Annotated in this window: 24 protein-coding genes; 9 read left to right on the plus strand and 15 right to left on the minus strand. The window is 60.4% G+C overall.

Annotated features, from left to right (window positions below; all coding sequences use genetic code 11):
• Positions 1–157: 157 nt before the first annotated feature.
• Positions 158–1,123, minus strand: coding sequence for a transaldolase (tal, locus tag QDY28_RS11580; RefSeq protein ID WP_331381815.1), 966 nt, complete (start codon positions 1,121–1,123; stop codon positions 158–160).
• Between the two features lie 495 nt (positions 1,124–1,618).
• On the opposite strand from tal, the gene QDY28_RS11585 reads away from it, so the two are divergent.
• Complete coding sequence (locus QDY28_RS11585; protein ID WP_331381816.1) at positions 1,619–2,608, plus strand: sugar-binding transcriptional regulator; 990 nt, start codon at positions 1,619–1,621, stop codon at positions 2,606–2,608.
• Between the two features lie 144 nt (positions 2,609–2,752).
• Here QDY28_RS11585 and QDY28_RS11590 read toward each other — a convergent pair whose 3' ends face one another.
• Positions 2,753–3,625 carry a bifunctional helix-turn-helix domain-containing protein/methylated-DNA--[protein]-cysteine S-methyltransferase gene (locus tag QDY28_RS11590; protein WP_331381817.1) on the minus strand — a complete coding sequence of 291 codons (873 nt, stop codon included), beginning with the start codon at positions 3,623–3,625 and terminating at the stop codon, positions 2,753–2,755.
• A gap of 69 nt (positions 3,626–3,694) precedes the next feature.
• Positions 3,695–4,198, minus strand: a complete 504-nt coding sequence (locus tag QDY28_RS11595; RefSeq protein WP_331381947.1) for a DUF2244 domain-containing protein — start codon at positions 4,196–4,198, stop codon at positions 3,695–3,697.
• A gap of 22 nt (positions 4,199–4,220) precedes the next feature.
• Between QDY28_RS11595 and nth the strand changes: the two genes are divergently transcribed.
• Complete coding sequence (nth, locus tag QDY28_RS11600) at positions 4,221–4,994, plus strand: endonuclease III (protein WP_331381818.1); 774 nt, start codon at positions 4,221–4,223, stop codon at positions 4,992–4,994.
• Between the two features lie 38 nt (positions 4,995–5,032).
• Here the strand turns inward: nth and QDY28_RS11605 are convergent, their stop codons facing one another.
• Complete coding sequence (locus tag QDY28_RS11605) at positions 5,033–5,746, minus strand: sulfate transporter family protein (protein ID WP_331381819.1); 714 nt, start codon at positions 5,744–5,746, stop codon at positions 5,033–5,035.
• Positions 5,747–5,998: 252 nt separating this feature from the next.
• Between QDY28_RS11605 and QDY28_RS11610 the strand changes: the two genes are divergently transcribed.
• The gene (locus QDY28_RS11610; RefSeq protein WP_331381820.1) at positions 5,999–6,850 is read left to right on the plus strand and encodes a MurR/RpiR family transcriptional regulator; all 852 of its coding nucleotides are present in this window, start codon (positions 5,999–6,001) and stop codon (positions 6,848–6,850) included.
• 46 nt (positions 6,851–6,896) lie between these two features.
• Here QDY28_RS11610 and QDY28_RS11615 read toward each other — a convergent pair whose 3' ends face one another.
• From QDY28_RS11615 to QDY28_RS11655, 9 genes are all read right to left on the minus strand, one after another.
• Complete coding sequence (locus QDY28_RS11615) at positions 6,897–8,480, minus strand: FGGY-family carbohydrate kinase (protein ID WP_331381821.1); 1,584 nt, start codon at positions 8,478–8,480, stop codon at positions 6,897–6,899.
• A gap of 20 nt (positions 8,481–8,500) precedes the next feature.
• Positions 8,501–9,175 (minus strand): HAD family hydrolase, encoded by a 675-nt coding sequence (locus QDY28_RS11620; protein ID WP_331381822.1) that lies wholly within the window; start codon positions 9,173–9,175, stop codon positions 8,501–8,503.
• Between the two features lie 100 nt (positions 9,176–9,275).
• Positions 9,276–10,757, minus strand: coding sequence for a mannitol dehydrogenase family protein (locus QDY28_RS11625; RefSeq protein ID WP_331381823.1), 1,482 nt, complete (start codon positions 10,755–10,757; stop codon positions 9,276–9,278).
• A gap of 146 nt (positions 10,758–10,903) precedes the next feature.
• Complete coding sequence (locus tag QDY28_RS11630) at positions 10,904–11,902, minus strand: ABC transporter ATP-binding protein (protein WP_331381824.1); 999 nt, start codon at positions 11,900–11,902, stop codon at positions 10,904–10,906.
• Between the two features lie 11 nt (positions 11,903–11,913).
• On the minus strand, positions 11,914–12,756 hold the full coding sequence (locus tag QDY28_RS11635; protein ID WP_331381825.1) for a carbohydrate ABC transporter permease: 843 nt from the start codon (positions 12,754–12,756) through the stop codon (positions 11,914–11,916).
• Between the two features lies 1 nt (position 12,757).
• Positions 12,758–13,630: a carbohydrate ABC transporter permease gene (locus tag QDY28_RS11640; protein ID WP_331381826.1), complete on the minus strand. Its 873-nt coding sequence runs from the start codon at positions 13,628–13,630 to the stop codon at positions 12,758–12,760.
• Positions 13,631–13,776: 146 nt separating this feature from the next.
• Positions 13,777–15,093: an ABC transporter substrate-binding protein gene (locus QDY28_RS11645; protein ID WP_331381827.1), complete on the minus strand. Its 1,317-nt coding sequence runs from the start codon at positions 15,091–15,093 to the stop codon at positions 13,777–13,779.
• 149 nt (positions 15,094–15,242) lie between these two features.
• Positions 15,243–16,196: a sugar-binding transcriptional regulator gene (locus QDY28_RS11650; RefSeq protein WP_331381828.1), complete on the minus strand. Its 954-nt coding sequence runs from the start codon at positions 16,194–16,196 to the stop codon at positions 15,243–15,245.
• Positions 16,197–16,252: 56 nt separating this feature from the next.
• Positions 16,253–16,708, minus strand: a complete 456-nt coding sequence (locus QDY28_RS11655) for an RbsD/FucU family protein (RefSeq protein WP_331381829.1) — start codon at positions 16,706–16,708, stop codon at positions 16,253–16,255.
• A gap of 232 nt (positions 16,709–16,940) precedes the next feature.
• On the opposite strand from QDY28_RS11655, the gene QDY28_RS11660 reads away from it, so the two are divergent.
• The 6 genes from QDY28_RS11660 (at position 16,941) to QDY28_RS11685 (ending at position 23,429) form a co-directional block, all read left to right on the plus strand.
• On the plus strand, positions 16,941–17,600 hold the full coding sequence (locus QDY28_RS11660; RefSeq protein WP_331381830.1) for a response regulator transcription factor: 660 nt from the start codon (positions 16,941–16,943) through the stop codon (positions 17,598–17,600).
• Complete coding sequence (locus QDY28_RS11665) at positions 17,597–18,949, plus strand: ATP-binding protein (protein WP_331381831.1); 1,353 nt, start codon at positions 17,597–17,599, stop codon at positions 18,947–18,949. The genes QDY28_RS11660 and QDY28_RS11665 overlap by 4 nt, the downstream gene beginning before the upstream one ends.
• Positions 18,950–19,041: 92 nt before the next feature.
• Positions 19,042–19,968: an ROK family protein gene (locus QDY28_RS11670; RefSeq protein ID WP_331381832.1), complete on the plus strand. Its 927-nt coding sequence runs from the start codon at positions 19,042–19,044 to the stop codon at positions 19,966–19,968.
• Positions 19,958–20,668: a copper homeostasis protein CutC gene (locus QDY28_RS11675; RefSeq protein WP_331381948.1), complete on the plus strand. Its 711-nt coding sequence runs from the start codon at positions 19,958–19,960 to the stop codon at positions 20,666–20,668. Before QDY28_RS11670 ends, QDY28_RS11675 begins: the two co-directional genes overlap by 11 nt.
• 139 nt (positions 20,669–20,807) lie before the next feature.
• Entirely contained in the window at positions 20,808–21,725 is a 918-nt protein-coding gene (locus QDY28_RS11680; protein ID WP_331381833.1) for a DUF6030 family protein, read from the plus strand.
• Positions 21,726–21,977: 252 nt separating this feature from the next.
• The gene (locus tag QDY28_RS11685; RefSeq protein ID WP_331381834.1) at positions 21,978–23,429 is read left to right on the plus strand and encodes a DHA2 family efflux MFS transporter permease subunit; all 1,452 of its coding nucleotides are present in this window, start codon (positions 21,978–21,980) and stop codon (positions 23,427–23,429) included.
• A 12-nt stretch (positions 23,430–23,441) separates the two neighbouring features.
• Here QDY28_RS11685 and QDY28_RS11690 read toward each other — a convergent pair whose 3' ends face one another.
• Positions 23,442–24,989: a SpoVR family protein gene (locus QDY28_RS11690; protein ID WP_331381835.1), complete on the minus strand. Its 1,548-nt coding sequence runs from the start codon at positions 24,987–24,989 to the stop codon at positions 23,442–23,444.
• Entirely contained in the window at positions 24,989–26,260 is a 1,272-nt protein-coding gene (locus QDY28_RS11695; RefSeq protein ID WP_331381836.1) for a YeaH/YhbH family protein, read from the minus strand. The genes QDY28_RS11690 and QDY28_RS11695 overlap by 1 nt, the downstream gene beginning before the upstream one ends.
• Positions 26,261–26,265: the final 5 nt, after the last annotated feature.

A 26,265-nucleotide genomic window follows, 5' to 3' on the forward strand; every position in this document is an offset into this window, starting at 1 on the left:
CCCCTTGTGGGGGAGATGTCACGAAGTGACAGAGGGGGGTTCGTAGGTGCGGCAAACTCGAAATTTCGGCTTGCCTTCCGAAACGGAAAAAGGGCGCCGCATCCCTGCGGCACCCTCTCAAATAACAGCTTCCTTTCAAGGAAGAAGCGAAGTCGCATTAGGCAGCAGCGAGCTGCAGTTCCTTGCCGACCATGGTGCGCAGGGCGATCAGGTCCTTGGCGAATGCGCGAATGCCTTCGGCGAGCTTTTCGGTCGCCATCGCATCCTCGTTCATCATCCAGCGGAAGGTTCTTTCGTCGACGGCGATCTTGGAGACCGAGGTCTTGTTTTCCGGCGAGAGCTTGCGCTCCAGCTTGCCTTCATCCTTGGCGAGTTCGTCAAGCAGGTTCGGGCTGATCGTCAGGCGATCGCAGCCAGCCAGCGCTTCGACTTCGCCGGCACTGCGGAAGGAAGCGCCCATGACGATCGTCTTGATGTCATTGGCCTTATAGTAGTTGTAGATCTCACGCACCGAGAGGACGCCCGGATCTTCTTCCGGAGCGTACTCCTTGCCGGTCGACTTCTTGTACCAGTCGAGAATACGGCCGACGAAGGGCGAAATCAGGAAAACCTTCGCGTCGGCGCAGGCAACGGCCTGGGCCTTGCTGAAGAGCAGCGTCAGGTTGCAGTCGATGCCTTCCTTCTGCAGCACTTCGGCGGCGCGGATGCCTTCCCAGGTGGAAGCAAGTTTGATGAGAATGCGATCATGGCTGATACCGCGTTCTTTGTAGGCGGCGATGATCGCCCGAGCCTTGGCGATCGAACCTTCGGTGTTGAAGGAGAGGTCGGCATCGACTTCGGTCGAGACGCGGCCGGGAACGAGGCCGGAGAGAGCGGCGCCGACAGAGATGGCCAGACGATCGGCGACGGCAGAGGCAACGGCGTCCGGCGTACCACCCTGCTTCTTGCCCCAGGCGATCGCTTCCTTGATCGCATCGGCGAACATCGGCGTGCCGAGCGCCTTCAGGACGATGGTCGGATTGGTCGTGCAGTCGACCGGCTTCAGGCGGGCGACCGCCTCGATATCGCCGGAGTCGGCCACGACCGTCGTCATAGCGCGAAGTTGGTCAAGCTTGGATGTCATGATTACGTATCCTTGTTGAATTGGCCCATTTTTGGGGATTATGGACCGGCGCGAATCCCGTCCGGTTCGGTAGACGACACGAAACTGCAGGCGGATTGCGCCTTTTCTCCCTTATTCATGTAACGGGAAAAAAAGCGCGAAAGTTCCATTTCCGGCAAGCAGTCTAAGCAGTGGAGAAACCGTGGCGGCCGAGACTTTTCGCCGAAACCGAGCGCCCTATATGGCTCCCTGCTTGGCGAGATACGTCCACGGCGCAGCACTCGCACATTGTCCTCCTCGACTGGACAAAGACCGACTTCCTCACGGCGACTATCATCAATCTCGCGGCGAAAAGTCAAGGACATTTGTGCATTTCAATTGACATAAGTTTCAGGCCATAGAATATCGGCAGTAGAAGAGCTGGTCTTGCCGCCCCTGTCCTGCGCAATCGTCGCAACCTTTGTCATTTGCGATCATCAAGACAAAAGGGCGTGCAAAAATCTTGCCGGAGGACCTGTGGCCAAACTTAGACGCGGGACACACACCGCCTATTCAGAGACGGCGTCCTTGAGGCTGCGCGCTGCGTGGCTCTATTACAATCAGGGCCTGACGCAGAAGGATGTCGCCGAACAGCTCGGCATCAGCCGTACCACAGTGATCCGTCTGCTGGACGAGGCGATGCGTCGCAGCGAAGTGCAGATCTGGATCAACGAAGGCATCGACGATTGCGTCGAACTGGCGATCAAGCTGGAGCGCGCCTACGGGCTGGATGAGGCGATCGTCGTCCCCTCGCCTGCTGGCGGAGACGTCGACGCTCAAGCGAAAAGCGTCGGCCTGGCGCTTGGCCAGTTTCTGACCGAAGCGATCCCCGACAACTATACGATCGGCGTCGGCTGGGGGCGGACGATGACGGCCTCGCTCGGCAGCTTCCGCCCGCCGCGACGCGACAATTGCAAAGTCGTCTCCCTGCTCGGCGGCATCGTCGCCGTCCAACAGACCAATCCCATCGATTATACCTGGCGTTTGGCGAGCCAGCTCGGCGCCGAATGCTATATGTTTCTGGCGCCGCTCCTGGTCGATTCCATCGAGACCAAGCGCAATCTCATTGAAAAATGCGGTCTGGAGGCGATCTATCGGCTGGCCGAAAGCCTGGATCTTGCCATCGTGAGCTGTGGCGACATCGGCCCCCGCTCCACCTCGCTGTCGGAAGGCTTCATATCGAAGCAGGTGCTGGATCAATTGGTCGACGCGGGCTGCGTCTGCGACACCATGTTCAACTTTCTCGATGCCGAAGGCAATTCCATCGATCATCCGATCAACAAGCGCGTCATGTCCGTCGATCTCGACACGCTGAAGAAGGCCAAGCACATCGTGCTGTCTTCCGGCGGCGCGCACCGAGCCCTTGCGATCCGCGCCACCATCAAGCGTATCGGCTGCAATACGCTGATTACGGATGAAGGTGCGGCAAAGGCGCTGCTGCAGATGGCGATGGCGAAGGCGGCTTGAGACATTCCTTCTCCCCCGCGGAGAGAAGGTCGCGCGGTACGCGCGGGTTGAGGGGGCGTTACCGGCATAATTCGCCTTATCGACCTGTGACAAATCAAGGAGTTCTTCCTGTAACCCCCCTCCGCGGGGGAGAAGGTAAGTATCTCAAGCCTTCCCCGCTTCCCAGCCCAGCATCGCCCGCTTGCGCGTCAGGCCCCAATGATAGCCGGTGAGGTCGCCGTTCTTGCCGAGCGCGCGGTGACAGGGGACGACGAAGGAAATGGGGTTGCGGCCGACCGCAGCGCCGACCGCGCGCATCGCTGTCGGTTGGCCGATATCTTTGGCGATGTCAGAATAGGTAACCGCCCGCCCCATCGGGATCTTCAACAGGCTTTCCCAGACCCGCACCTGGAAATCCGTGCCGATCAGCACGACCCGCAGCGGCTGGTCGCTCGACCATTTCGATGGTTCGAAAATCCGCGCCGCATAGGGCACCGTCGCCTGCAGGTCCTCGACATATTGCGCGTTCGGCCAACGGCAGGTCATGTCTTCCAGGCACGCCTTCTCGTCGCCGGAATCGCTGAAGGCAAGGCCGGCAAGGCCGCGGTCGGTGACCATGATCAGCGCCAGGCCAAAGGGCGAGATATGGAACCCATAGCGGATGACCAGCCCGCCGCCCTTCGCTTTCCATTCGCCGGGCGACATTGCCTCATGCGTGACGAAGAGATCGTGCAGCCGGCTTGGACCGGAGAGACCCACTTCGAACGAGGTTTCCAGCAAGGGCAGGTCTTCTTCGCGCAGCAACCGCTTGGCATGGTCAAGCGTTACCGCCTGCAGGAAGGCCTTCGGCGACAATCCGGCCCAACGGGTAAAAGTCTTCTGCAATTGAGTCGGCGATTGTCCGAGCCGATCGGCGATCGCTTCCAATGACGGCTGATCTCGATAGTCCTCGGTGATGAGTTCGATCACCCGGCGGACGGTGTCGTAATCCGGTCCTTCCGGCGTGATGTCTGTCTTCAACTGTGCGATAGCATTCATAATCTTTCTCCTTGTGGGCCAGAACACCACGAAGAAGGCGAAGAAACCACCCGTTTCTTGCGTAAGCGCTTATATCCGTTGCGTCACCGTGGCCAAAGCCCGCTTGAAGGCTTTGGCAAAGCTCTCCCGATCCTCCGGATTGAGGAAGGAGCCGACATCCGTGTCATGGCTTCTGTCGCGAACATGCATTGAAACGACGCCGATTTCGCTGTGCCGGCGGACGAGGAAGCGCGTCCAGAACGGATTGAAGCGATGCTCGACCACGCGGCCCGAGGGGGAGAATTTGCGGATCGAGACATTGCTGCGCGACACCGTCACCTCCTCACGCACCCTGCCCGAGCGATAGTTCAGCCAGAAAGCGCCGTAAAGCAGGATGAAATCCGCGCCGAAGAAGATACCGATCGGCCATGCGCCGCGAATGACGAACACGATGCCATAGACCAGGCAGAACGCTCCCGTCAGCATCAGCATCACCTTGAATCCCCTTCGCCCCAATGAGCGATGGGGAAACAATTCGGCGGCGAAGACCGGCCTGTTGCCATCGATGTCGGTATCGGCGTTGCGTTCGGTCATAGGACTTGAGTATAGGTCGTTCATGGCAAACCCCAAGATCAAATCCAGCGCGCAAAACGCGAAAAAGTCAAATGCGACGGCGAGCCGCAAGCCCGCTCGCAAGAACCCCTATTCCAAGGCGGATCTGGAAGAGATATTTCGCCGTTTTTCCGTCCAGCGGCCGGAGCCGAAGGGGGAGCTGGAGCATGTCAATCCCTTCACGCTTGTGGTTGCCGTGGCCTTGTCGGCACAGGCAACGGACGCCGGCGTCAACAAAGCGACCCGCGCCCTCTTCGCGGTCGCCGATACGCCGCAGAAGATGCTCGATCTCGGCGAAGAGCGTATCCGCGACTACATCAAGACCATCGGACTTTACCGCAACAAAGCGAAGAATGTCGTCGCACTTTCGGAGAAGCTGATCCGGGATTTCGACGGCGAGGTGCCGCAGACGCGCGAGGAGCTGATGACGCTGCCGGGCGTCGGCCGCAAGACCGCCAATGTCGTGCTCTCCATGGCCTTCGGCCAGGCAACGCTCGCCGTCGACACCCATATTTTCCGCATCGCCAATCGCCTCTTGCTGGCCCCCGGCAAGACGCCGGACGAAGTCGAGCAGCGGCTGATGAAGGTGATCCCGGACAAATACCTTTATCATGCCCATCATTGGCTGATCCTGCATGGGCGTTATGTCTGTAAGGCGCGCAAGCCGGAATGCGAACGCTGCGTCATTGCCGATCTCTGTCGCTCGCCGGAAAAGACCTGCGATATCCCCGCGCCGTTGGTGGAACTGCCGCCGCAACTGGTCGGCGCCGCCAATTAGAGCTGCGATCGCGCTCGCCCAAATAGCACCGGCAACCCTCAGCCGCGACGAGCCGCTTCCTTCTGGGAAATCAGCTTGTGCAAGTGGACCATCATTCCCGCCGCAAACAGTGGCGTCAAAAGATTGACCAAGGGAATGGCAAGGAAGGCGGCGATCACCAGACCGGCAAGGAAAACGGTGAAGGCATATTGGGAGCGAAACCGCCGCGCCTCTTCCGGCGAACGGAAGCGCATGGCGGCGAATTCAAAAAATTCCCGCCCGAGCAGATAGCCGTTGACCAGGAAAAAAGCGACGAGATTGACACCGGGAATGAAAAGCAGAAGCAGCGCGATAATGTTTCCGACAACAACAATGCCGAGGAATTTCAGCGAACTCTTCATGGCCGCAGCGAACGGCAGCGCTTTTCCAGGCGCATCGGCCGGATAATCCCTCTTCTCCACCACATCAGCGACGTCGTCGAGAAAGAGCCCTGCGATCAAAGCCGTTACCGGTGAGATCAGCAGCGCCAGGACCAGCGCCAGACCGAGACCGGCCAGAACAGCGAGGAGAAAGGTAAGCCAGCTCGTCCAATCCGGTACGGGTGGCATGACGCTTTGTAACCACGGCAATACAAAGGCAACGAAGGTGCCGCGCAGCACGAACCAGAGAGCGACGAGCGCCAGCAAGGTCAGCCCGAGAACTTTCCAGAAAACCTTGCGCGTCTCGGCTGCAAAGAGATTGGCGATGGAAAGACGCGCGGCATGGATGATCATTCGTCCGATATCCCGTTAGTCGTGGCCGGATATGTAAGTAGTAATTGCAGATATATCAATATATTCCCGCACCCCGCGTAATAACCCTCACCCATTTGAATTGTTGTAATCAAGTACGCACTAATATATTGTTTGTTTCATATGAAAAACAACAACCTAACATGATTAGCGGTCATCCAAAATCTGCAAGCACTCCGATTGTTTCCCCATTCGGCGCGATCACACGGATAGACCCGCAACGAGGCGCAACATTTGGAAGACCTTGGCCAGAAGCTTAGACAATATATCAAAACAGGCACGCCTGCCGAGCGTCGAATCGCCAAGTATTTCTCCGAACACTTGAACGAGCTGCCTTTTGAAACGGCCTCTTCCGTCGCCGACAGGCTGGAACTGAGCCCGATGACTGTCGGGCGCTTTCTGCGGTCACTCGGCTATCAGGGCCTGGACGGCATCAAGGTGCATCTGCGGGAAAATGTGGCGCCGGTGGCGCTGCAACTGCCGAACATTCTGGAACAATTGCAGAAGGACGCCAACGAGGGCCGCCCGATTGCCGGGCAGATCGCCGAGCAGGTCGAGATGCTGCAGTATATCTACAATCTCACCAGCCAGCCGCAATGGCTGGACGCGGTCGCGACGATATTGTCGGCCAGCGAGGTTTTCGTCACCGCACATGTCAGCCTCGCAAGCCTCGGCCGCCATCTCTGCAACCGCCTCGCATTCGCCCGAGACCATGTGCAATTTCTCGACGGCGCCAATGGCAGCTACATCGAGCTGCTCGGCCATCAATCGACCGATGCATTGGTGGTGATCGTCGATTCGCCGCGCTTCGTCGCCTCGCGGCTGCTTGCGCGCTCTGCCCGCCGCTCCGGCTACAAGGTGCTGCTGATCACCAGCCAATATACCGAATGGGCGCATGAATTCGCCAACATGACGCTGTCGCTGCCGCCGCTTCGCGCCGGCAACCATGAAAACCTGTCGGCAATGATGGCGCTGCTGGAGTTTCTGGCCGTTGCGGTCATTCATGCAGCCGGCGAAGAGGCCGAGAGCCGCATCCACAGGATCGAAGAACTGGAGGGCATGTTCGCCCATACGCCGCTTCGATAGCGATCGGCGAACGATGGCTTAGACCCCGGAGCCCTTCCCGCGTTTCCTATTCCATGGACTCCAACTCGGCACGGTGGCGATACATGGCGAGAAAGCGCCGATAATCGCGATCATAAATCGTCTTCTTACGCTTGTCCGGCAGGCGCTCGTGACCGCCGGGATACATCGCGGCGCCGGCTGCACCGAGGCTATCGTAAAGGCCGCAGGAGACGGAAGCCGCAATCGCCGTTCCCAGGAGCACCGCCTCATTCATCTTCGGCACGACCACCTTGCAGCCGGTAATGTCGGAATAAAGCTCCATCAGAACCGCATTCTTCACATGGCCGCCGGCGACATGCAGCGTGTCCGGCACATAGCCGTAGTCATGCATCTTCTCAAGAATATGGCGGATGCCGAGCGCAACGCCGATACTGGTGCGCCAATAGAGACGGCAGAGACCGTCGAAGGATGCATCCAGCGTCAGGCCGCTGACGACGCCGACCGCATGGGGATCGGCAAGCGGCGATCGGTTGCCGTGAAAATCGGGGAGAACATGGATGCGCTCGGCAAAGGCGTCGCCTTCGACGGCGCGAAGTTCGGCGATGCGCTTGACGATGCGGTCGTGCAATGCCGCTGTCGGTTCACCGCCGGCCGCATGCATGCCGACGATATAGTCGAGCAGCGCACCGGTCGCCGATTGCCCGGCTTCGACCAGCCAGGCGTCGGGAAACACCGCTTCGTAATAGGGTCCCCACATGCCGGTGCTGCGCTTGCGTTCGCGCGAGAAGGAGACGATGCAGCTCGAGGTTCCGGCAATCAGCGCCAGTTGGTGCTCCAGCGCGTCGAGGTCGCCGGCATGCCCGCCGAGCGTGCCGAGCGCGCCTGCATAGGCATCGATCATGCCAGCGCCGACGTGGCACTCGCGGTCGAGCCCCAAGGCCTCCGCCGCTTGCGCCGTCAGGGTGCCGACGCTTTCCCCGACCGGGGTTGTCTCTTCCGGCAGATTGCCGCGCTCGCGCAAATCGCCAAGACCGATGACGTTGAGGAAATCGGTCTGCCAGCCGGGCTGGCGATGGGCAAGATAATTCCATTTCGCCGTCAACGTGCAGCGCGAGCGTGCCAGCGAACCGGTCGCCTTCCAGGTCATGAAATCGGCAAGGTCGAAGAAATAGCCCGCCTTTGCCCAGCTCTGCGGCAGATGTTTCTTCAGCCACATCAGCTTCGGCATCTCCATCTCCGGCGACATGAAGTGGCCGGAATGTTCGAGAACCTGATGCTTGGTCGCCGTGCAGAAATCCGCTTCAGCAAGCGCCCGATGATCGAGCCAGACGATAGTGTCGAACCGGTCTTCGCCGCCGGTCGAAACCGTCAGCGGCTTGCCCTCCGTGTCGCGGACCACCAGAGAACAGGTGGCGTCGAAGCCGATGGCACCGATGACGGCCACATCGACGCCGGAGGCCGTGACGGCGGCGCGCACCGCCGTGCAGACAGCGGCCCAGATGTTTTCGGAATCGTGCTCGGCGTGATTTTCACGCGGGCGGTTCATGATGATCGGATGTTCGCCCTTGCCCAGCAGGGCGCCGCGTGATGTGAACACGCCGGCGCGCGCGCTGCCAGTGCCGATATCGACCGCAACCACGTGATCACGCATACAGCAGAGGCCCCATCCACTTACGTCTTGCTGCGGACAAGGTGTATCAAATCCGACATTGCGTCAAACACGACTTCTGGAGAAAGCCGCTCCAGTTCCGCCCGATAACTTGGCGAATGGGCATGCGAGCCGCCGGTGAAGGCGAAAACCGTCATGCCTGCCGCTCTCGCCGCCGTAATGCCGGCCGGGCTGTCTTCGATGACGATACAGTCTTGCGGAGCGACCTGCATCTGCTTGGCGGCATAAAGGAAGAGATCGGGCGCCGGTTTGCCGCGCTTGACCATGCTGGCGCTGAAAATATTCGGCTCCAACCGCGGCAGCAGGCCGGTAACGCCGAGCGACAATCGAATGCGCTCTATCTGGCTGGAGGAAGCGACGCAACGCCGAGTTGTCAGCGCATCCAGCGTCTCGGCAACGCCATCGATCGGCTTCAATTCCTGCCGGAAGCGGTCATAAAGGTCGTTGCGGATACGATCGAGAAAATCCTGATCGATGAAAACGTCGAACTCGGTCTCCAGCGTGTCGACGAGCGTGGCAAGGCTCTTGCCGAGGAAGCGGCTATAGATGTCTTCCTCGCTCATATCCACGCCGACGTCGTGCATGGCCTGGATGAGCACGCTGACGGACAGCGGCTCACTGTCGACGAGTACGCCATCGCAGTCGAAGATTACGAGTCCCTTCTCCGCACCAGTCATCGCAGATCCAACCCGAACCCTGTTTTTGAGCCGCGTCTCTCAAACGCAGGCTTGGCCATAAAAATTCGGCCGGGACTAGGGCGCCCCGGCCGGTGGACAGTTATTCCGCGAGTTTGTTATCGAGATAAAGCTGCAAGGTGGCGCGGGTACCCTTTTCCCACAGCGTTTTTAATGCGTGGGCAAAGCGCCTGCGGAAGAGATCCGATTTGGCAACGTTGCCGAAGATATCGTCGAAGACGAGAAAGGCGTTCGGATCGTCCTTGGCCTTCAGCGCTGCAGCATGCAGCCGGTCGGCACTGGCATCGTTGAAGACGATATCCTTGCCGCTATCGGTCGTGCCGGCGAAGTAACGGCACCACAGCGCCGAAACCAGCGCCAGGCCCACGACATCCTCCTTGCGGCGGAGACGATCGGCCGTCGACGGCAGAATGAACTTCGGCTGCCGGTTCGAACCGTCCTGCGCCAGGCGCGGGATGGTGTCGGCAATCTTCGGATTGGAGAAGCGGCGCTCGATCAGCTTGAAATAACCGGCAAGCACGGTGTTCGGCACCGGCGGGATCACGGGAATGATCTCTTCGTTCTCGAGCTTTGCGAGATAAGCGCGGATCAGAGGCTCTTCCATGGCCTCGTGCACGAAATGCACATCCATCAGCGCCGCCGGATAGGCAATTGCCGCATGGCCGCCATTGAGGATGCGGATCTTCATGTGCTCGTAAGGCGTAACATCCGGGACGAAGGTGACGCCGACCTTTTCCAGTGCCGGACGGCCCGCTGGGAAATTATCCTCCAGCACCCATTGCTTGAACTCTTCGCAATAGACCGGCCAGTTATCCTCGATATCGAAGGCTTCCTTCAGCAGATCGATCTCGCGTGCGCCGGTTGCCGGGGTAATGCGATCGACCATGCCGTTCGGGAAGGCGACATTGGCGGCGATCCAATCGGCAAAGGCCGGATCCGAAAGCTTCGCCGTGCCGACGACGGCGGCTTTGGTGACGCCGCCATTGTGAGGAATATTGTCGCAGGACATGACGGTGAAGGGCTGCAGCCCGGCGGCGCTGCGGGCCTGGAGGCCGGCAACGATCAGGCCGAAGACCGTCTTCGGCTCGTCCGGGTGCTGGCCGTCGGCAACGATCGCCGGATGGCCCGGATTGAATTTACCGGAGGCATCGATGAAATAGCCACCTTCGGTGATCGTCATCGAGACGATGCGGGTCGAAGGATCGGCAAGCTTGGCGATGATGACCTTGGCATCGCCAACCGGCAGGATGTCGATCATTGGCGCCGTGATACGTGCGGCGGTGCGATTATTGTCCTGCTCGACCACCGTCGTCAGGAAATTCTGAGCCGCGAGTTTCTCGCGCATGGCGGCGTCCGAAGGCAGGACGCCCGCGCCGATGATCGCCCAATCATGATCCTGGCCGGCATTGAAGAGGTCATCGAGGTAGATTGCTTGGTGAGCGCGATGGAAATTGCCGACGCCGAAATGAACGATGCCCGCCGACAGTGACTTTGGATCATAGGTCGGGATGGCAGCCGTTGCAGCCGCCTCCTGAAGGGTCGCGAGCGATAATTTGCACGTCATGTCTCAAGTCCTTCTGAAAGGTCTTCTGCTCCGGATGGATCGGGGATGGCTCATCCGGCTAGGATGACCTGGGCCCGCCCGATGCGGGCTCAGGTTTGAATAGTATTCGCCATGCCGCGTGAGGCCGGGCGTGGCGGGGCTTTCGATTAGATCGACTGGCCCCTTTCGTTGAACCGGTGGATGCGGGATTTGTCCGGCGTCAGATAGACGGTATCGCCGGCGCGCGCCGGGAAGTCGCCGGTTCCGCGGGCCGTGATGGTGCCGATCCCATCGGCATCGATATGCAGGAACGTATCGGAGCCGAGATGTTCGGCGACGTTCACCTTGCCCTGCCAGTCGCCTTCGGTGGTCGACAGAAGCACGTGTTCCGGACGGACGCCGATCGTTTGCGCGCCGAGGTTCTGAGCATAGGCCCCGGTGACGAAGTTCATCTTCGGCGAGCCGATGAAGCCCGCTACAAAGAGGTTCTGCGGGTTGCGGTAGAGTTCGAGCGGTGAACCGACCTGCTCGATATTGCCGCGGTTCAGGACCACGATCTTGTCCGCCATGGTCATGGCTTCGACCTGGTCGTGCGTCACATAGACCATCGTCGTCTTGAGTTGCTGGTGCAGTTCGCTGATTTCGAGGCGCATGTTGACGCGCAATGCCGCATCGAGATTCGACAAGGGCTCATCGAACAGGAAGGCTGCGGGCTGGCGCACGATGGCGCGGCCGATGGCGACGCGCTGGCGCTGGCCGCCGGAGAGCTGGCGCGGCTTGCGTTCCAGATAATCCGTCAGGTTCAGCACACGCGCCGCTTCCGCCACCTTCTTGTCGATCTCCGCCTGCGGCATGTTCGCCATCTTCAGCGGAAAAGCGATGTTCTTGCGAACGCTCATGTGCGGATAGAGTGCGTAGGACTGGAACACCATGGCAAGGCCGCGCTCGGCTGGCGCCAGATTGGTGCCGTCCTTGCCGTCGATCAGGATCTGGCCGCTGGATACATCCTCGAGGCCAGCGATCAGGCGCAGCAGCGTGGACTTGCCGCAACCGGAGGGGCCGACGAACACGACGAACTCGCCGTTGTTGATTTCGAGGTCGATGGAAGGGATGACCTTGGCTTCGCCGAAGACCTTAGAAACCTTCTTAAGGACAATGCTACCCATGTTTCTCTTCCTTACTTAACCGCGCCGAAGGTGAGGCCGCGAACGAGTTGTTTTTGCGAAAACCAGCCGAGGATCAGGATCGGGGCGATCGCCATGGTCGATGCCGCCGAAAGCTTGGCGTAGAACAAGCCTTCCGGGCTGGAATAGGAGGCGATGAAGGTGCTGAGCGGCGCCGCGTCCACTGCGGAGAGGTTCAGCGTCCAGAAGGCCTCGTTCCACGCGAGGATGATGTTGAGCAGCATCGTCGAGGCAAGGCCCGGGATCGCCATCGGCGTCAGCACATAGATGATCTCCTTGGCCAGCGACGCACCGTCCATGCGGGCCGCTTCCAGGATCTCGCCGGGGATTTCCTTGAAGTAGGTGTAGAGCATCCAGACGATGATCGGCAGGTTGATCAGCATCAGCACGACGACCATCCCGAACCGGCTGGCAAACTGATTGTTGAGCAGGCCGAAAGCCTGGAACAGCAGGTAGATCGGGATGAAGGCGCCGACCGGCGGCATCATCTTGGTGGACAGCATCCACATCAACACGTCCTTGGTGCGCTTGGTCGGCGAAAAGGCCATCGCCCAGGCGGCCGGAACGGCGACGAGCAAACCGAGGATCGTCGAGCCGAAGGCGATGAGGACCGAATTGCCGAAGTGAAGGAAATAGTTCGAGCGCGATTGCACCTCGAAATAGTTCTCCAGCGTCCAATGGAAGAATAGGAATTGCGGAGGCGAGGCGATGGCATCGCCTTCCGTCTTGAAGCTCGTCAGGAACGTCCAGAGGATCGGGAAGAAGATCAGGATCGCGACCACCCATGCGGCGACGGATACGACCACCTTGCGTTTGGTTGAGACAGTGCGAGCCATCTTAAGCCTCCAGATTCTTGCCGACCGCGCGCATCAGGAAGATCGCGACGATATTGGCGAGGATGACGGCGATGATGCCGCCCGCCGATGCGCCGCCGACGTCCTGCTGCAGAACGAGCTGCGAATAGACCAGGTAAGTGAGGTTGGTCGTTGCCGTGCCCGGACCGCCATTGGTGGTGACCAGGATTTCGGCGAAGGCCGAGAGCAGGAAGATCGTCTCGATGAGGATGACGACCGTGATCGCACGTGCGAGATGCGGCAGGATGATATAGAGGAACTTCGAGACCGCGCCGGCGCCGTCCATTTCGGCGGCTTCCTTCTGCTCCTCGTCGAGCGACTGCAAAGCGGTCAGCAGGATGAGCGTTGCGAAGGGCAGCCACTGCCAGGCAATAATGATGATGATCGAGAACAGCGGAATCGTTTCCAGCCAGGTCAGCGGAGAGAGCCCGAAAAGCTTGAACACATACGCGAAAAGCCCGTTCACCGGGTTCATGAACATATGTTTCCAAATGAGGGCAGCGACCGTCGGCATGACGAAGAAGGGCGCCAGCACCAGCATGCGCACGATGCCTTGGCCGAAGATCGGCTGATCGAGAAGAAGCGCGAGAGCAATGCCGCCGACCACCGTAATGATCAAGGCGCCGGCCACGAGCAGGATCGTGACGATCAGCGAATTCCAGAAGGCCGGGTCGGTGACGAAATATTCGTAGTTCAAGAACCCGATGAAGTCATGCGCACCGGGGGACATGAGGTTGTAATTCAGCGTCGAGAAATAGATCGTCATGACCAGCGGGACGATCATCCACGCGAAGAGAAGCAAAACCGAGGGCGCCATCATGACGCGTGCGGTAGAACGGGTGTGTAACGTTGCCATGGCAAGTACCGACCTATCTTTTAGCAAGGAGAGTGGCCGCGACCGGCTGAAATAAAAGAGGCCGCCGAAGAGCAGTTCGGACACTCGGCGACCTGAAGGAAGGGGAGCGGCTGCGAGACGCGCCCCTTCATACCTTGGGAGGTTTTTTATTTCGGATAGCCAGCCTTGGTCATTTCACGGCTGGTCAGTTGCTGTGCCGACTTAAGCGCAGTATCGACCGGGACCTGGCCGGCAAGGGCAGCAGAGAACTGCTGGCCGACGGCGGTGCCGATACCCTGGAACTCAGGGATAGCGACGAACTGCACGCCGACATACGGGACCGGCTTAACGGTCGGATGGGTCGGATCGGCCGAGTTGATCGAGTCGAGCGTCATCTTCGCGAAAGGTGCTGCCTTCTGGTAATCCGCATTCGCATAGAGCGATGCGCGGGTGCCGGGAGGTGCATTCAGCCAGCCTTCCTTCTGAGCAACAAGGTTGATGTAGTCCTTGCCGGTTGCCCAGGAGATGAACTTCTCAGCAGCTTCGGTCTTCTTCGAGGAGGCCGGGATCGCCAGGCTCCATGCCCAGAGCCAGTTGCCGCGCTTGCCAAGGCCCTTGTCCGGCGCCAGAGCGAAACCAACCTTGTCGGCAACTTTCGATTGCTTCGGGTCGGAAACGAAGGAAGCTGCGACCGTTGCATCGATCCACATGCCGCACTTGCCGGACTGGAACAGAGCCAGGTTTTCGTTGAAGCCGTTGGACGAAGCGCCCGGAGGGCCGGCGTCCTTCATCAGCTTGACGTAGAAGTCGAGCGTGTCCTTCCATTCCGGCTGATCGAACTGTGCCTTCCACTTCTCGTCGAACCAGCGAGCGCCGAACGAGTTCGACATCGCCGTCAGGAAAGCCATGTTTTCGCCCCAGCCGGCCTTGCCGCGAAGGCAGATGCCGTAGACTTCGTGATCCTTGTCGGTGATCTTGCGGGCTGCATCCGCGATGAAATCCCAAGTCGGCGCATCCGGCATCTTCAAGCCGGCCTTGTCGAAGAGGTCCTTGCGGTACATCACCATCGAGCTTTCGCCGTAGAACGGAGCGGCATAGAGCTTGCCGTCTACCGTCAGGCCGCTGCGGATAGCCGGGAGAAGGTCATCCACATCGTAGTTCTTGTCGGAAGAAAGCTTGTCAAGCGGCGCGAGCCAGCCGAGCTTACTCCAGATCGGTACTTCATAGGTGCCGATCGTCAGCACGTCGTATTGGCCGCCCTTGGTAGCGATGTCGGTCGTCACCTTCTGGCGCAATACGTTTTCCTCGAGCGTGACCCACTGCAGGTCGATGTCGGGGTTTTTAGCTTTGAAATCGTCCGTAAGCTTCTGCATACGGACCATGTCGCCGTTGTTCACGGTGGCAATCGTGAGGGTTTCGGCGGACGCCATTCCAGCAAACATCAGTGCGGAGCACGCGCCCAGCAGGAAAGTTTTCAATTTCATATCTTCCTCCCAGAAGATCAGCTAGCTATGAGCATTCGCTTTGCTCGTGAGCAATTACTCACCCCTTGCGACAAAATGTCAATGCGGATTCATTGCTGCGGTGCCGAACACGCAGTTCATCGCTTTGTTTTTATAAGGTTATTTTTTGCTCAGTCTTTGAGCAGAAATTCGGCCACCGCTTCGTCAGTGATCAAACCGTTGATCTGATGGCCGGTAACAGCCGCTTTGATCGCTTCGAACTTGCGTTTGCCCTTGGCAATCCCGATGACGGAAGAGGCTTCGCGCGGCGGAAGCGGCGCGCTGGCGACCCGGTCGTTGATGGCATCCGACATCAACTTGCCGTCGCCGTCGAACACCCAGCCGCAGATTTCGCCGGCCGCTCCCCGCTTCATCAGCGCCAGCATCTCGTCCCTCTCGAGAAAGCCGTCGAGACAAAGCGGCGCCTCGATGCCCATCTCACCAATGCCGACGAAAGTCACGTCGGCCTGCGCACTGATATCGAGCGTCGAGCGTACGAGTGCCTGCGCATGCAGAAGTTCGCGCTCCTCGGCCGAGGAGACGAGCACCGGCAGCGGCATGGGATAGTGCCGCGCCTTAATCGCGTCGGCCATGCTGAAGATGACATTGTAATAGGCCGCCGAGCCATCCGGACCGATATTGCCGGTCAGCGAGACGATCCGGTGCTGCGGACATTCAATAGCCGGTAGCTGATCGACCGCCGCCTTCAGCGTGCGGCCGGTGCCGATCGCCAGCACGATCGGATCGCTGCGCTTCAGCCAGCGCTCGATTTCGGCGGCCCCCGCTTCGGCGATGCCGACCGTAGAGGATGTTCCGTCCGGATCGCTCGGCACCACTTCGACATGCCGGAGCTTGAACTTTTCCCGCAGCGCCACCGCATATTCGAGGCAGGCGGCGATCGGATGGTCCAGCCGTACCTTGATCAGCCTTTCGGCAACCGCGAGCGAGACCAACCGCTGCGCCGATTGCCGGGAGATTCCCATGGCAATGGCGATCTCGTCCTGCGTTCGCCCGGCAACGTAATACAGCCAGCCGGCTCGCGCCGCATCGTCAAGCCGCCCCTGGGAATCCAACTTCCTGACCATCACATTCCTCTGCGAAAGCAGCACCCATTAACCCGACACGGCGCCAGTGCGGTACGTCACTCAGTTTCCGGCGGGATGACGCCTTTGGTCAAGGTGAAACAGCCATAGAAGCGGCGTTCGCCGGTCTGGATCACGCAATAGGCGGCTTTTGCCCGTTCATAGAAAGCAAAACGCTCGACCGGCGTCAGAGGCCAGTGCTTGCCTTCAACGCGATCGATCGCAGCCTGTACTTCCTGCTGGACCTGCGGCACCTCATTGGCCGCCCCGACCACTTCCATGCGCGCCGCCGCATCGGTGATGAACGTATCGAGCGGCATCAGCGAAAGTACCGCCGCAATAGCCTCGGCCGCCGAGACATTGTCGATCCGCAGAAGGTGTCCGAGCCTGGTTTGGCGCGCAATCGCATCGGCCGGAAAATTCGTGTCGACGATCGCCAGCATGTCGCCATGCCCCATCGATTTCAACGCATGCAGCACATCCGCATTCAATAGCGGTGAAATTCCCTTCAGCATGAACGAGTCTCCTCCAGCTCTTCGATCAGCGGCAGTTCCGACAGCCGCGCTCCTTATTGGGAGCAAAGAAGTAATCGCGGCTCCGATCTCTGTCCATAGCTGTCGTGAACGTTATCGGCCGGAGAGGTCAGGGATAAGAGCTGTGCTTCCCATTGTGGCTTATTTCGGCCTTTATTGACCAGATAGGTTCGTCGGCATTAACTGATGCGCCGGCGATGGTTGCGAGGGACAGGTGAGGATTCTTCTGGTCGAAGACGACGATATGATCGGGGGCGCGGTTCGCGACCATATCGCTGCGACCCCGCATGCCATCGACTGGGTGAAAAACCTTGCCGATGCGGCAGAGGCGACCAGCGCCGTGCATTATGGTCTCATCCTGCTCGACCTTCAGCTTCCCGACGGCATCGGCATCGACTTCCTGAAGAAGCTGCGCCGCAAGCCCGATGAGACGCCCGTCATCATTCTGACCGCCCGCGACCAGATCTCCGACCGCATCGAAGGCCTGAACAGCGGGGCCGACGATTATCTCGTCAAGCCTTTCAATCTCGGCGAGCTTACGGCCCGCATCATGGCCGTGGCCCGCCGTTATAGCGGCAGCCCGCAGCCGACCGTTCGTTTTGCCGATCTCGAAATCGACCTGCCGCAACGGCGCATCACGCTCTCCGGCAAGGATATCGTGCTGACCGGGCGGGAATGGGCCGTCCTCGATTTGCTTGTGGCGCGGCCGGGCGCCATCGTCTCGAAGGACCAAATCGAAGAGGCGCTTTATGCTTTCGGTTCGGAAATCGAAAGCAACACCGTCGAGGTCTATGTCAGCCGCCTGCGCAAGAAGATCGGCAAGGATCGCATCCGCACGGCCCGCGGCGTCGGCTATTGCCTGGGTGAAAGATGACGCGCAAAAGCCTCAACCGCACCAGCATCACCCGCCGCCTGATCGCAGCGCTGACCGGTACGGTCGTCCTGTTTTGGCTGATGGCCGTCGGCATCGGCGTCTATGTGGTCAACAAGGAGCTCTCCGAGACCTTCGACGGAGCCTTGCAGGAAACCGCACAGCGGCTGATGCCGCTGGTGGTCGACGATCTTGCCGATCGCGATCCCGCCGCCGATCCGCAAATCCTTGAAAACATGGAGAGGGGACTGAACAAGGAATACCTGACCTACCAGGTGCTCGACGCGACAGGCAAGCTCATACTGCATTCACACGATGCGCCGAAAACACCCTACGATGTGCCCTTGAAGATCGGTTTCCACAACACGCCGCAATACCGCATCTACACCGAATCCTCTTCCAACGGCTCGCTCTTCCTGCACGTCGCTGACGCCTTCAAGAACCGCCGGGAAGCGTCGCGCGAGAGTGGTGTTGCCCTGCTCTGGCCGCTGCTTGTCCTCATTCCGGGCAGCATCGTCGCCATCTGGTTCATCGTCGGCCGCTCACTTCGGCCGATCGACCGGCTGCGATCGGAAATTGCCACCAAGGACGGCGGCAATATGGCGCCGTTGGAGAGCGAGACGCTGCCGCGCGAACTCCGCCCGATAGGCCGTTCCGTCAATTTGCTCCTCGGCCGGCTGCGCTCCGCGCTCGAGGCCGAGCGCGAATTCACCGCCAACAGCGCCCATGAACTGCGCACCCCGATTGCCGGCGCACTCGCGCAGACCCAGCGGCTGATCGCCGAGCTGCCGAAAGGACCGCTCACCGAACGCGCCGCACGGATCGAGATTTCGCTTTCCAATCTCGGGCGCCTCGCGGAAAAGCTGCTGCAGCTCTCTCGTGCCCAGGCCGGCATTGGCACCGGCGACAAGCCCGCCGATCTGATTGCCATCATCGAAACCGTCATCGGCGACTACGATCGGGATTCGGGCACGGCGGGCCGCATTCTCCTGGAGAACCAGGCCGACGGAAAGCTCATCCGCAACGTCGATATCGATGCCTTCGCCATCGCGATGCGCAACCTCATCGAAAACGCGTTGATTCATGGTCCGACCGATGACGAGGTAACCGTCAGGATCGACCGGGCAGGAACGATCCGTATCCTGAATGGGGGCCATGTTCTGTCGCAAGAGGAACTGGCCGATCTGAAAAAACGCTTCTGGCGCGGCAAGACGAAAGCCGCCGGCTCCGGCCTCGGCCTTGCCATCGCCGAGCGCATTGTCGCGCAGATCGGCGGCCGCCTCGATCTCCTGTCCCCCGCAACCGATCAGGTGGACGGATTTGAGGCGAGGATCACCCCGCCCGAAGCTTGAACAAGGCGAGACCGGAAGAACCGCGGAATGGTCTTGCAAAGACCGGCAAAGGGTGCGAGCAAGCGCAGGACGTTTCCTGCAGGCCACTCTTTATGATCGTTTCTTTCGACATCGGGGGCACCGCCATCAAGGGCGGCATTGCCCATGCCATGACGGACATCACGCCGCTCGCTCGCCGCCCGACTCCGAAGCATGATTTCGGCGCATTCGTCGCCGCCTTGCGCGCCGTTATCGCCGAGACCGGCGAGAAGCCGGATTGCATCTCCTTTTCCATTGCCGGCGTTGTGGACCCCGATACGCAGGCGCTCACCTGCGCCAACATTCCCTGCATCCACGGCCGGCGCCTTGCCGCCGAACTGGAGGCGGAACTCGGCTACCCCGTCCTGATCGCCAACGATGCCGATTGCTTCGCCATGGCAGAGGCCATGTCCGGCGCCGGGCGCGGGCACCGCATTGTCTTCGGAGCCATTCTCGGCACCGGCGTCGGCGGCGGCCTGGTGGCTGATGGCCGCCTCGTCAACGCCGCCGGCGGCTTTGCCGGCGAGTGGGGCCACGGCCCGATCATCGCCTCCTTCGCCGGCCATCCGCCGGCTGTCATTCCCGCCTATCCCTGCGGCTGCGGCCAAAACGGCTGCGTCGATACGATCGGCGGCGCCCGCGGGGTCGAGCGCCTGCACAAGACCCTGCATGGTTTGGAATTTTCCAGCGAAGAAATTATCGGGCAGTGGCTTGATGGCGACGCCAAGGCGGAGCGGACGATCGATGTCCTCGTCGATCTCGTCGCTTCGCCGCTAGCGCTGACCATCAACATCACCGGTGCGACCATCGTCCCGGTCGGCGGTGGTCTTTCGAATGTCGAGCCCCTGCTGGCGCGATTGGACACGGCGGTTCGCGCCCGCACTCTCCGCAAGTTCGACCGCCCGCTCGTCGTTCCGAGCGAATGCAAGGTTGAGCCCGGCCTGATCGGCGCGGCCTTGCTAGGACTGAAATTTGCCGAAGAACGAAGCCATGCTGCTTGAGGTCTGTGTCGAGGATATTGCCGGCCTCAACGCCGCTGTTGCCGGCGGCGCGGATCGCATCGAGCTTTGCAGCGCTCTTGCCGTTGGCGGCCTGACACCGAGTGCCGGCCTGATGCTGGCAGCGGCGCGCGCACCCGTCCCCGCCTATGCCATGATCCGCCCCCGCGCCGGTAGCTTCGTCTACTCAGCCGATGAAGTGGCGGTCATGAAGAGCGACATCGATGCCGCCAGGCATGCCGGCCTGCCGGGCGTCGTCCTCGGCGCCTCCTTGCCAGACGGCCGGCTGGACAGCGATACGCTCCGCGCGCTCGTCGCGCATGCGGGAAGCCTCGGCAAGACATTGCATCGCGCCTTCGATCTTGTTCCCGATATCGAGGAGGCGGTGGAACTCGCCATCTCGCTGGGCTTCGAACGCATCCTGACCTCGGGCCGCGAGAAGACGGCCGTCGAGGGGCTCGCCGGATTGGAACAGGCGATCGCCAGTGCCGCCGGCCGCATTTCCATCATGCCTGGCTCGGGCGTCAACATCGGCACAGTCGGCAAGCTGTGGCCGCGACTGCCGATCAGCGAAATCCATGCCTCCTGCTCTATTGCCGAGCCGGAGATGAATGAAGGCCTGCTCGCCTTCGGATTTTCGCCATCGACGGTGCGCCGCACAGACGCTGCGACCGTCAGGGCGCTGAAGGCGCATTTCGCCTGAACAAGCGCGGCGATTTGACAAGAATTGGTAGAGTGATCAATCGTTCATAAACGCATATTCTGTAGCTATGGATCGGCTGCAGAATGCCAACCCGTTGCAGTTAAGCAGGTTTCCTCTGGAGTAGCTGTAGATCTGAACCATGTCGGTCGCGCCACCTCGCAAGAAAAGCAGGGCTGTCTTCTGGATTGCGACGATCGTCATCGGCTCGATCATTTTAGTCACGGCATTGCTTGCCAACGACATGCGCAATCTGAGAGCGCTCGATCTGCGCTATCATCTCGATCTGTTCAACGGCTCGGCACAGCAGCCCGCACCCCCTGCCGTGACAGCAGCCGCCCCGCAAACCGCCACCCAACCTTCGACTTCCAAACCAGCCGAAGTCGCCGTCGAGAAGAATGCGACGGCCAATCCTGCAACGACGGCCGCGCCTGCGCAGAAGCAGGCCGCACCCGCCAAAAGCCCGACAACGGCGAAACCGGCTCCGGCCCGGCGCTCCCACATATTCGACCCGCCTGTCGATGCCTTGCGCGGCGCATTCGTGCGGAGCTGGCGAATAACGGGCCAGGCGCTCTGTGCCGACCTTGCGAAATCGGGCCTGCCCGTCGGCGAATGGAAGCAGAGCGCGGTTGGCGCGGAAACTTTCGAATGCAGCTACCAGATCCAGAAAGGCGGCAACGGTGACCCCCGTGCCGCGTCATTCTTCATCATCGTCCGCGGCGCGCCGGGCGGGGAGCTCGACAATATCCGTATCAAGGTGATCATGCCCGACAATGCGGACGGCCGGGCCATCGGCGCGACATTCATCGACGCCGTCGTCCTGCTGCTGACAGAAACCCGCTGGCTCGACTTCCAGACAGCGCTCGACGCGATCGGCAAACTGCAGGACGTAACGCTGGAAGCTTTCGGCGCAAAACTCAGCTTCTTCCGGGAGTTCAGGAACGACCGAAGCTTCAATCTGCAGCTTGGACTACAGAGAAAGGCGCCGGAACAAATCCGTACCGCCATCGTCTTCGACAAGGCCCGATGGACGCTCCGATCGCCACCACCTGCCAGATAGCAAACCGCTCGCGAAAATTTTACATCGCTTTTGCTGCTAACTATCGCTGTTCGCCCGCTTTTTGTTGCACCGCGCCATCCATAGTGGTCAAATATCGCCGATCCGATGGCCGGTGAATCGCCGGCCGCTCATTTGCATGATTCCCAGACTGCGTGATTTCCCAGAAAGTGCGAAGCGGTTCTTGGGTGAGATCATGCGCCAGCATTGACGCGCCGGTCCTCCCACCCGGCCGTGGAAAGCATTTGCATTCTGATGGATTCGACAGATACCGCCCTGGAAGGCCAGACCTTCGCGATCGACCGTGACCCCCGCCTGCGCTACATCATCCCGGCCGTAGTCGCCGTCGCGTTCCTGATGGAACAGCTCGATGCGACCATCCTCGTCACCGCCATCCCCGATATCGCCAGAAGCCTCGCTACGACGCCCGTGCGAATGAACCTCGCGGTCACGACCTATATCCTGACGCTCGCCATGTTCATCCCGGTCAGCGGCTGGTTCGCCGACCGCTTTGGCGCGCGACGGATCTTTGCGCTGTCGCTCTTCACCTTCACCCTCGGCTCGATCCTGTGCGGCCTGGCGACAAGCCTGCCGATGCTGATTGTGACCCGCGCCTTGCAGGGTTTCGGCGGCGCGATGATGACGCCGGTCGGGCGCCTCATCCTCATCCGCAGCTTTCCCCGCAGTCAGTTGATCACCGCGATGACCTACATGACCTTGCCGGCCATTATCGGCCCGGTGATCGGCCCCGTGCTCGGCGGTTTTCTCACGACCTATCTCTCCTGGCGATGGATCTTCTGGGTCAACCTGCCTTTCGGCATCATCGGCATGGCGATGGCGCTGCGTTATGTCCAGGACACCGTGCGCGACACCTCGATCAAATTCGATTTTCCGGGCTTCATCATGGTCGGCGTCGGCTGCGTGCTGCTGCAATACGGCATCGAGAATGTCGGCCGGCCGACCATTCCCGTCTGGGCCATAGTCGTCGTACTTGCCGCTGCCGGTCTGCTTCTCCTCGGCTTCATCCGCTATGCGAAGACGGCGGAATCGCCGGCCGTCGATTTGACGCTATTCAAGCAGCGCACGTTCCGCGTCGGCACCTTGGCCGGCGGCATCTGTCGCGTCGGCCTCAATGGAACGCCCTTCCTGCTTCCGCTGATGCTGCAGGTCGGCTTCGGCTTGAGCCCCATCATTTCGGGCACGCTCACCTTCGTCAGCGCCTTGAGCGCTCTCGCCGTACGCCCGGTTTCATCGCTTATGCTGCGCCGTTTCGGCTTTGATCGCGTGCTGATCTGGAGCGCCGTCTTCGGCGCTGCCATCGTCGCCGGCTTCGCCCTTATCGGGCCGACGACGCCGCATTGGTTCATCATCACCTATGTCTTCGTCTTCGGCCTTGCGCGGGCAGCGCAGTTCATGACGTCGAACACCCTCTCCTATTCCGAAACGCCTGCCGCCCAGCTCAGCCGCGCCACCAGCCTCGGCGGCGTGCTGCAGCAGTTGAGCGTCAGCTTCGGCGTCTCCATCGCCGCCATGCTGCTTGGCCTCGTCACACTGGACGGATCGCCGCTGACGCCGGAAAAATTTCATCTGGCATTTCTGCTGATGGCCGCGATCCCGCTTCTCGGCCTGCCCGGCTTTTTCATGCTGCGGCCGGAAGACGGCAGGCAGGTGAGCGGCCATTATCGCCAGTCGAAGGAAGCAGCCTGAAATTTTGCGCCGTCAAGCGGCAATGGCCGAGGGGCGCGGATGGACGAGGTGGTCGCGAAGGACTGAACCGGAGCGGTCGACCTCCTGCAGGAGCACATCGTAGCTCCAGAGATCGGCAAGATGCTGCAGCACGCGCTTGGCATCAATATCCTCAAGCAGGCGGCCGTTCAGCACCGTATGCTTGAGCATGAGCCGCCGGTCGCCGGCAAGATCGACATCAACGATCTCGATGTGCGGATCGATCCAACCGACATCATATTGCCGCGCCAGCTCGCGCCGAATGCGCTTGTAGCCGCGCTCGTCATGGATTGCCGCCACCAGCAATCCCTCTTCCTCTTCCGGATCGTCCGTGAGGTGAAACATGCGCATCTTGCGCATCAGATGCGGGCTGAGGAATTGCGATACAAAGCTTTCGTCGCGATAATTGGCCCAAAGATCGCGCAGCACCGCCATGGCATCGCCGGTGCCGGCAATATCCGGGAACCATTGCCGATCCTCATCCTTCGGCTTCGTCACGATCCGCTCGATATCCTGCATCATGGCGAAACCGAGCGCGTAGGGATTGAAGCCGGAGAAACGCGGATCGTTGAAGGACGGCTGGAAGACGACATTGGTATGCGACTTCAGGAATTCGAGGAAATCGCCGTCGCCGATGCCCCCAAGTTCGTGCAGCCGCGTCATGATGCGGTAATGCACATAGGTCGCCGTGCCCTCGTTCATGACCTTGGTCTGGCTTTGTGGATAGAAATACTGCGCCACATGCCGGACGATGCGCAGGATCTCTCGCTGCCAGGGCTTCATCCGCGGCGCCATCTTCTCCAGGAAATAGAGGATATTTTCCTGCGGCAGGCCGGTGAGCGAACGCCGGTGCTCGAGATCGAGGTCGGGCGCCTTCTTGCCTTTTGCGACCGGAACCGTGCGCCAGAGATCGTTGAAGATCCGCTCGTCATATTCTCGCCGCTCGCGTTCGCGCCGCTCCTCGTCGCGAAGATCGAGCGTCTTTTTACCGGCATAGCGATGGACGCCGTGCGACATCAGGGCATGCGCCGCATCCAGCGTCCGCTCCACGGCGGCATGGCCGTAGCGCTCCTCACAACGGGCGATATAGCCCTTGGCGAAGTTGAGGTAATCGAGAATACCCTCCGCATCCGTCCAGAGCTTGAACAGGTAATTGTTCTTGAAAAAATGATTGTGCCCGAAGGCGGCGTGGGCGACCACCAGCGCCTGCATCGTCGCGGTATTCTCCTCCATCAGATAGGAGATGCAGGGCGAACTGTTGATGACGATCTCATAGGCAAGGCCGCGCAGACCCTTGCGATAAAAAGCCTCGTGATGCGCGAAATGCTTTCCGAAGGACCAATGCTTGTAGAACAGCGGCATGCCGATCGAGGAATAGACATCGAGCATCTGTTCGGCCGTGATGATCTCGATCTGATTGGGATAGACATTGAGGCCGAGTTCGTCGATGGCGATCCGCTCGCAGGCATTGTGGATCCGCTGGATGGTGGCGAAATCCCAGTCCGCACCGTCAAAAAGCCGCTCCATCGATGCCTTTGCCATTATCCGCTCCTGGTTTCCGCCGCCCGGCGCTGAAAGAGATCATGGAAGACTGGATAGATCTGGCTGCGATCGCTGACGCGGCGCATCGACAGCACCGGCCAGCCCACCTGAATGCGCTCATAGAGCGACCAGAGCGCCGAACCGGACGAGATCGCGACGCTCCGCGCCTCCCCCACCTCCAGATAGGCAAAATATTGGCTGACCGGCAGGATGGCGTTGGTGAGCAGCGCCGCCGCGGTCGCATTGTCCGAATAGGCATTGTCGCCATCCGATGCCTGCGCCGCGTAGATGTTCCAGTCCGATGGCGGAAAACGATCATGAACGATCCGCCGCATGGCTTCGAGAGCGCTCGACACCTGCGTCCCGCCGGTCGCCGGGCTGCGGAAGAACGTTTCCTCATCCACCTCTTCGGCCACGTCCGTGTGACGGATGAAGACGATCTCGACGCGGCGATATTGCCTCGTCAGGAAGATGTAGAGCAGCATGTAGAAGCGCTTGGCGAGATCCTTCATGTGCTCCGACATCGAGCCGGAAACATCCATCAGGCAGAACATTACGGCCTGCGCCACGGGCTTCGGCTCGTTCTCGAAACGGCGGTAGCGGATATCGATCGGGTCAATATAGGGAATACGCCGGACCTTCGATTCCAGCACCTTGATCTCCGCCTCGAGCGCGGCGCGGCGTTCCTCATCCTTGCATTCGGCCGCCTCGGCAATAAGCTCGGCGACAGTTTCGGGCTTCGGACGGTGCAGCGCCACGCGCCGCATCATCGCCAGCCGCATGGTGCGGTTGATGGCAAGATTGGCCGGCGATCCCGTTACCGAATAGCCCGATCGCACCGGATTGGGCTGATCGGTGGTCGTCAATCGCTTCTTGGCAAGATCGGGAAGTTCAAGATCGTCGAGGAAAAGGTCGAGGAATTCGTCGCGGGTGAGAATGAAGCGGAAGGCGTCTTCGCCGCTGCCCTCGCCGCCGGCCCGCCCCCTTCCGCCGCCGCTCTCCGGCCGCGGAAGAATGTCGCCTTCAAGGAAGTCCTTATTACCGGGAAGTATATGCTCATGGAGGCCATCCGGGCCGCGATGGAACCGGGGCTCCTCGGTTCCATCGATGGGAATGCTGATCTCACCGCCCTTCAGAATGTCCTGAATGTCGCGATTTTGAGAGGATTCATAGACCGCTCTCTGCACCAGCGCTTTTGCTCTCCGCAAAAACCGTTGACGATTTTCTAGACTTTTGCCGCCTGGATTCAGGCGTCGGTCAACAATGTGCATTCCTT

Origin of the sequence: Rhizobium sp. BR 362, assembly GCF_036528765.1 — a bacterium.
Classification (GTDB): domain Bacteria; phylum Pseudomonadota; class Alphaproteobacteria; order Rhizobiales; family Rhizobiaceae; genus Rhizobium.

Bases quoted from the DNA above. Each gene is read 5' to 3' on its own strand.
- tal (WP_331381815.1), bottom strand. From the start codon at position 1,123: ATGACATCCAAGCTTGACCAACTTCGCGCTATGACGACGGTCGTGGCC.
- QDY28_RS11590 (WP_331381817.1), bottom strand. From the start codon at position 3,625: ATGAATGCTATCGCACAGTTGAAGACAGACATCACGCCGGAAGGACCG.
- QDY28_RS11595 (WP_331381947.1), bottom strand. From the start codon at position 4,198: ATGACCGAACGCAACGCCGATACCGACATCGATGGCAACAGGCCGGTC.
- nth (WP_331381818.1), top strand. From the start codon at position 4,221: ATGGCAAACCCCAAGATCAAATCCAGCGCGCAAAACGCGAAAAAGTCA.
- QDY28_RS11605 (WP_331381819.1), bottom strand. From the start codon at position 5,746: ATGATCATCCATGCCGCGCGTCTTTCCATCGCCAATCTCTTTGCAGCC.
- QDY28_RS11615 (WP_331381821.1), bottom strand. From the start codon at position 8,480: ATGCGTGATCACGTGGTTGCGGTCGATATCGGCACTGGCAGCGCGCGC.
- QDY28_RS11620 (WP_331381822.1), bottom strand. From the start codon at position 9,175: ATGACTGGTGCGGAGAAGGGACTCGTAATCTTCGACTGCGATGGCGTA.
- QDY28_RS11625 (WP_331381823.1), bottom strand. From the start codon at position 10,757: ATGACGTGCAAATTATCGCTCGCGACCCTTCAGGAGGCGGCTGCAACG.
- QDY28_RS11630 (WP_331381824.1), bottom strand. From the start codon at position 11,902: ATGGGTAGCATTGTCCTTAAGAAGGTTTCTAAGGTCTTCGGCGAAGCC.
- QDY28_RS11635 (WP_331381825.1), bottom strand. From the start codon at position 12,756: ATGGCTCGCACTGTCTCAACCAAACGCAAGGTGGTCGTATCCGTCGCC.
- QDY28_RS11640 (WP_331381826.1), bottom strand. From the start codon at position 13,630: ATGGCAACGTTACACACCCGTTCTACCGCACGCGTCATGATGGCGCCC.
- QDY28_RS11645 (WP_331381827.1), bottom strand. From the start codon at position 15,093: ATGAAATTGAAAACTTTCCTGCTGGGCGCGTGCTCCGCACTGATGTTT.
- QDY28_RS11650 (WP_331381828.1), bottom strand. From the start codon at position 16,196: ATGGTCAGGAAGTTGGATTCCCAGGGGCGGCTTGACGATGCGGCGCGA.
- QDY28_RS11655 (WP_331381829.1), bottom strand. From the start codon at position 16,708: ATGCTGAAGGGAATTTCACCGCTATTGAATGCGGATGTGCTGCATGCG.
- QDY28_RS11665 (WP_331381831.1), top strand. From the start codon at position 17,597: ATGACGCGCAAAAGCCTCAACCGCACCAGCATCACCCGCCGCCTGATC.
- QDY28_RS11670 (WP_331381832.1), top strand. From the start codon at position 19,042: ATGATCGTTTCTTTCGACATCGGGGGCACCGCCATCAAGGGCGGCATT.
- QDY28_RS11675 (WP_331381948.1), top strand. From the start codon at position 19,958: ATGCTGCTTGAGGTCTGTGTCGAGGATATTGCCGGCCTCAACGCCGCT.
- QDY28_RS11680 (WP_331381833.1), top strand. From the start codon at position 20,808: ATGTCGGTCGCGCCACCTCGCAAGAAAAGCAGGGCTGTCTTCTGGATT.
- QDY28_RS11685 (WP_331381834.1), top strand. From the start codon at position 21,978: ATGGATTCGACAGATACCGCCCTGGAAGGCCAGACCTTCGCGATCGAC.
- QDY28_RS11690 (WP_331381835.1), bottom strand. From the start codon at position 24,989: ATGGCAAAGGCATCGATGGAGCGGCTTTTTGACGGTGCGGACTGGGAT.
- QDY28_RS11695 (WP_331381836.1), bottom strand. From the start codon at position 26,260: ATGCACATTGTTGACCGACGCCTGAATCCAGGCGGCAAAAGTCTAGAA.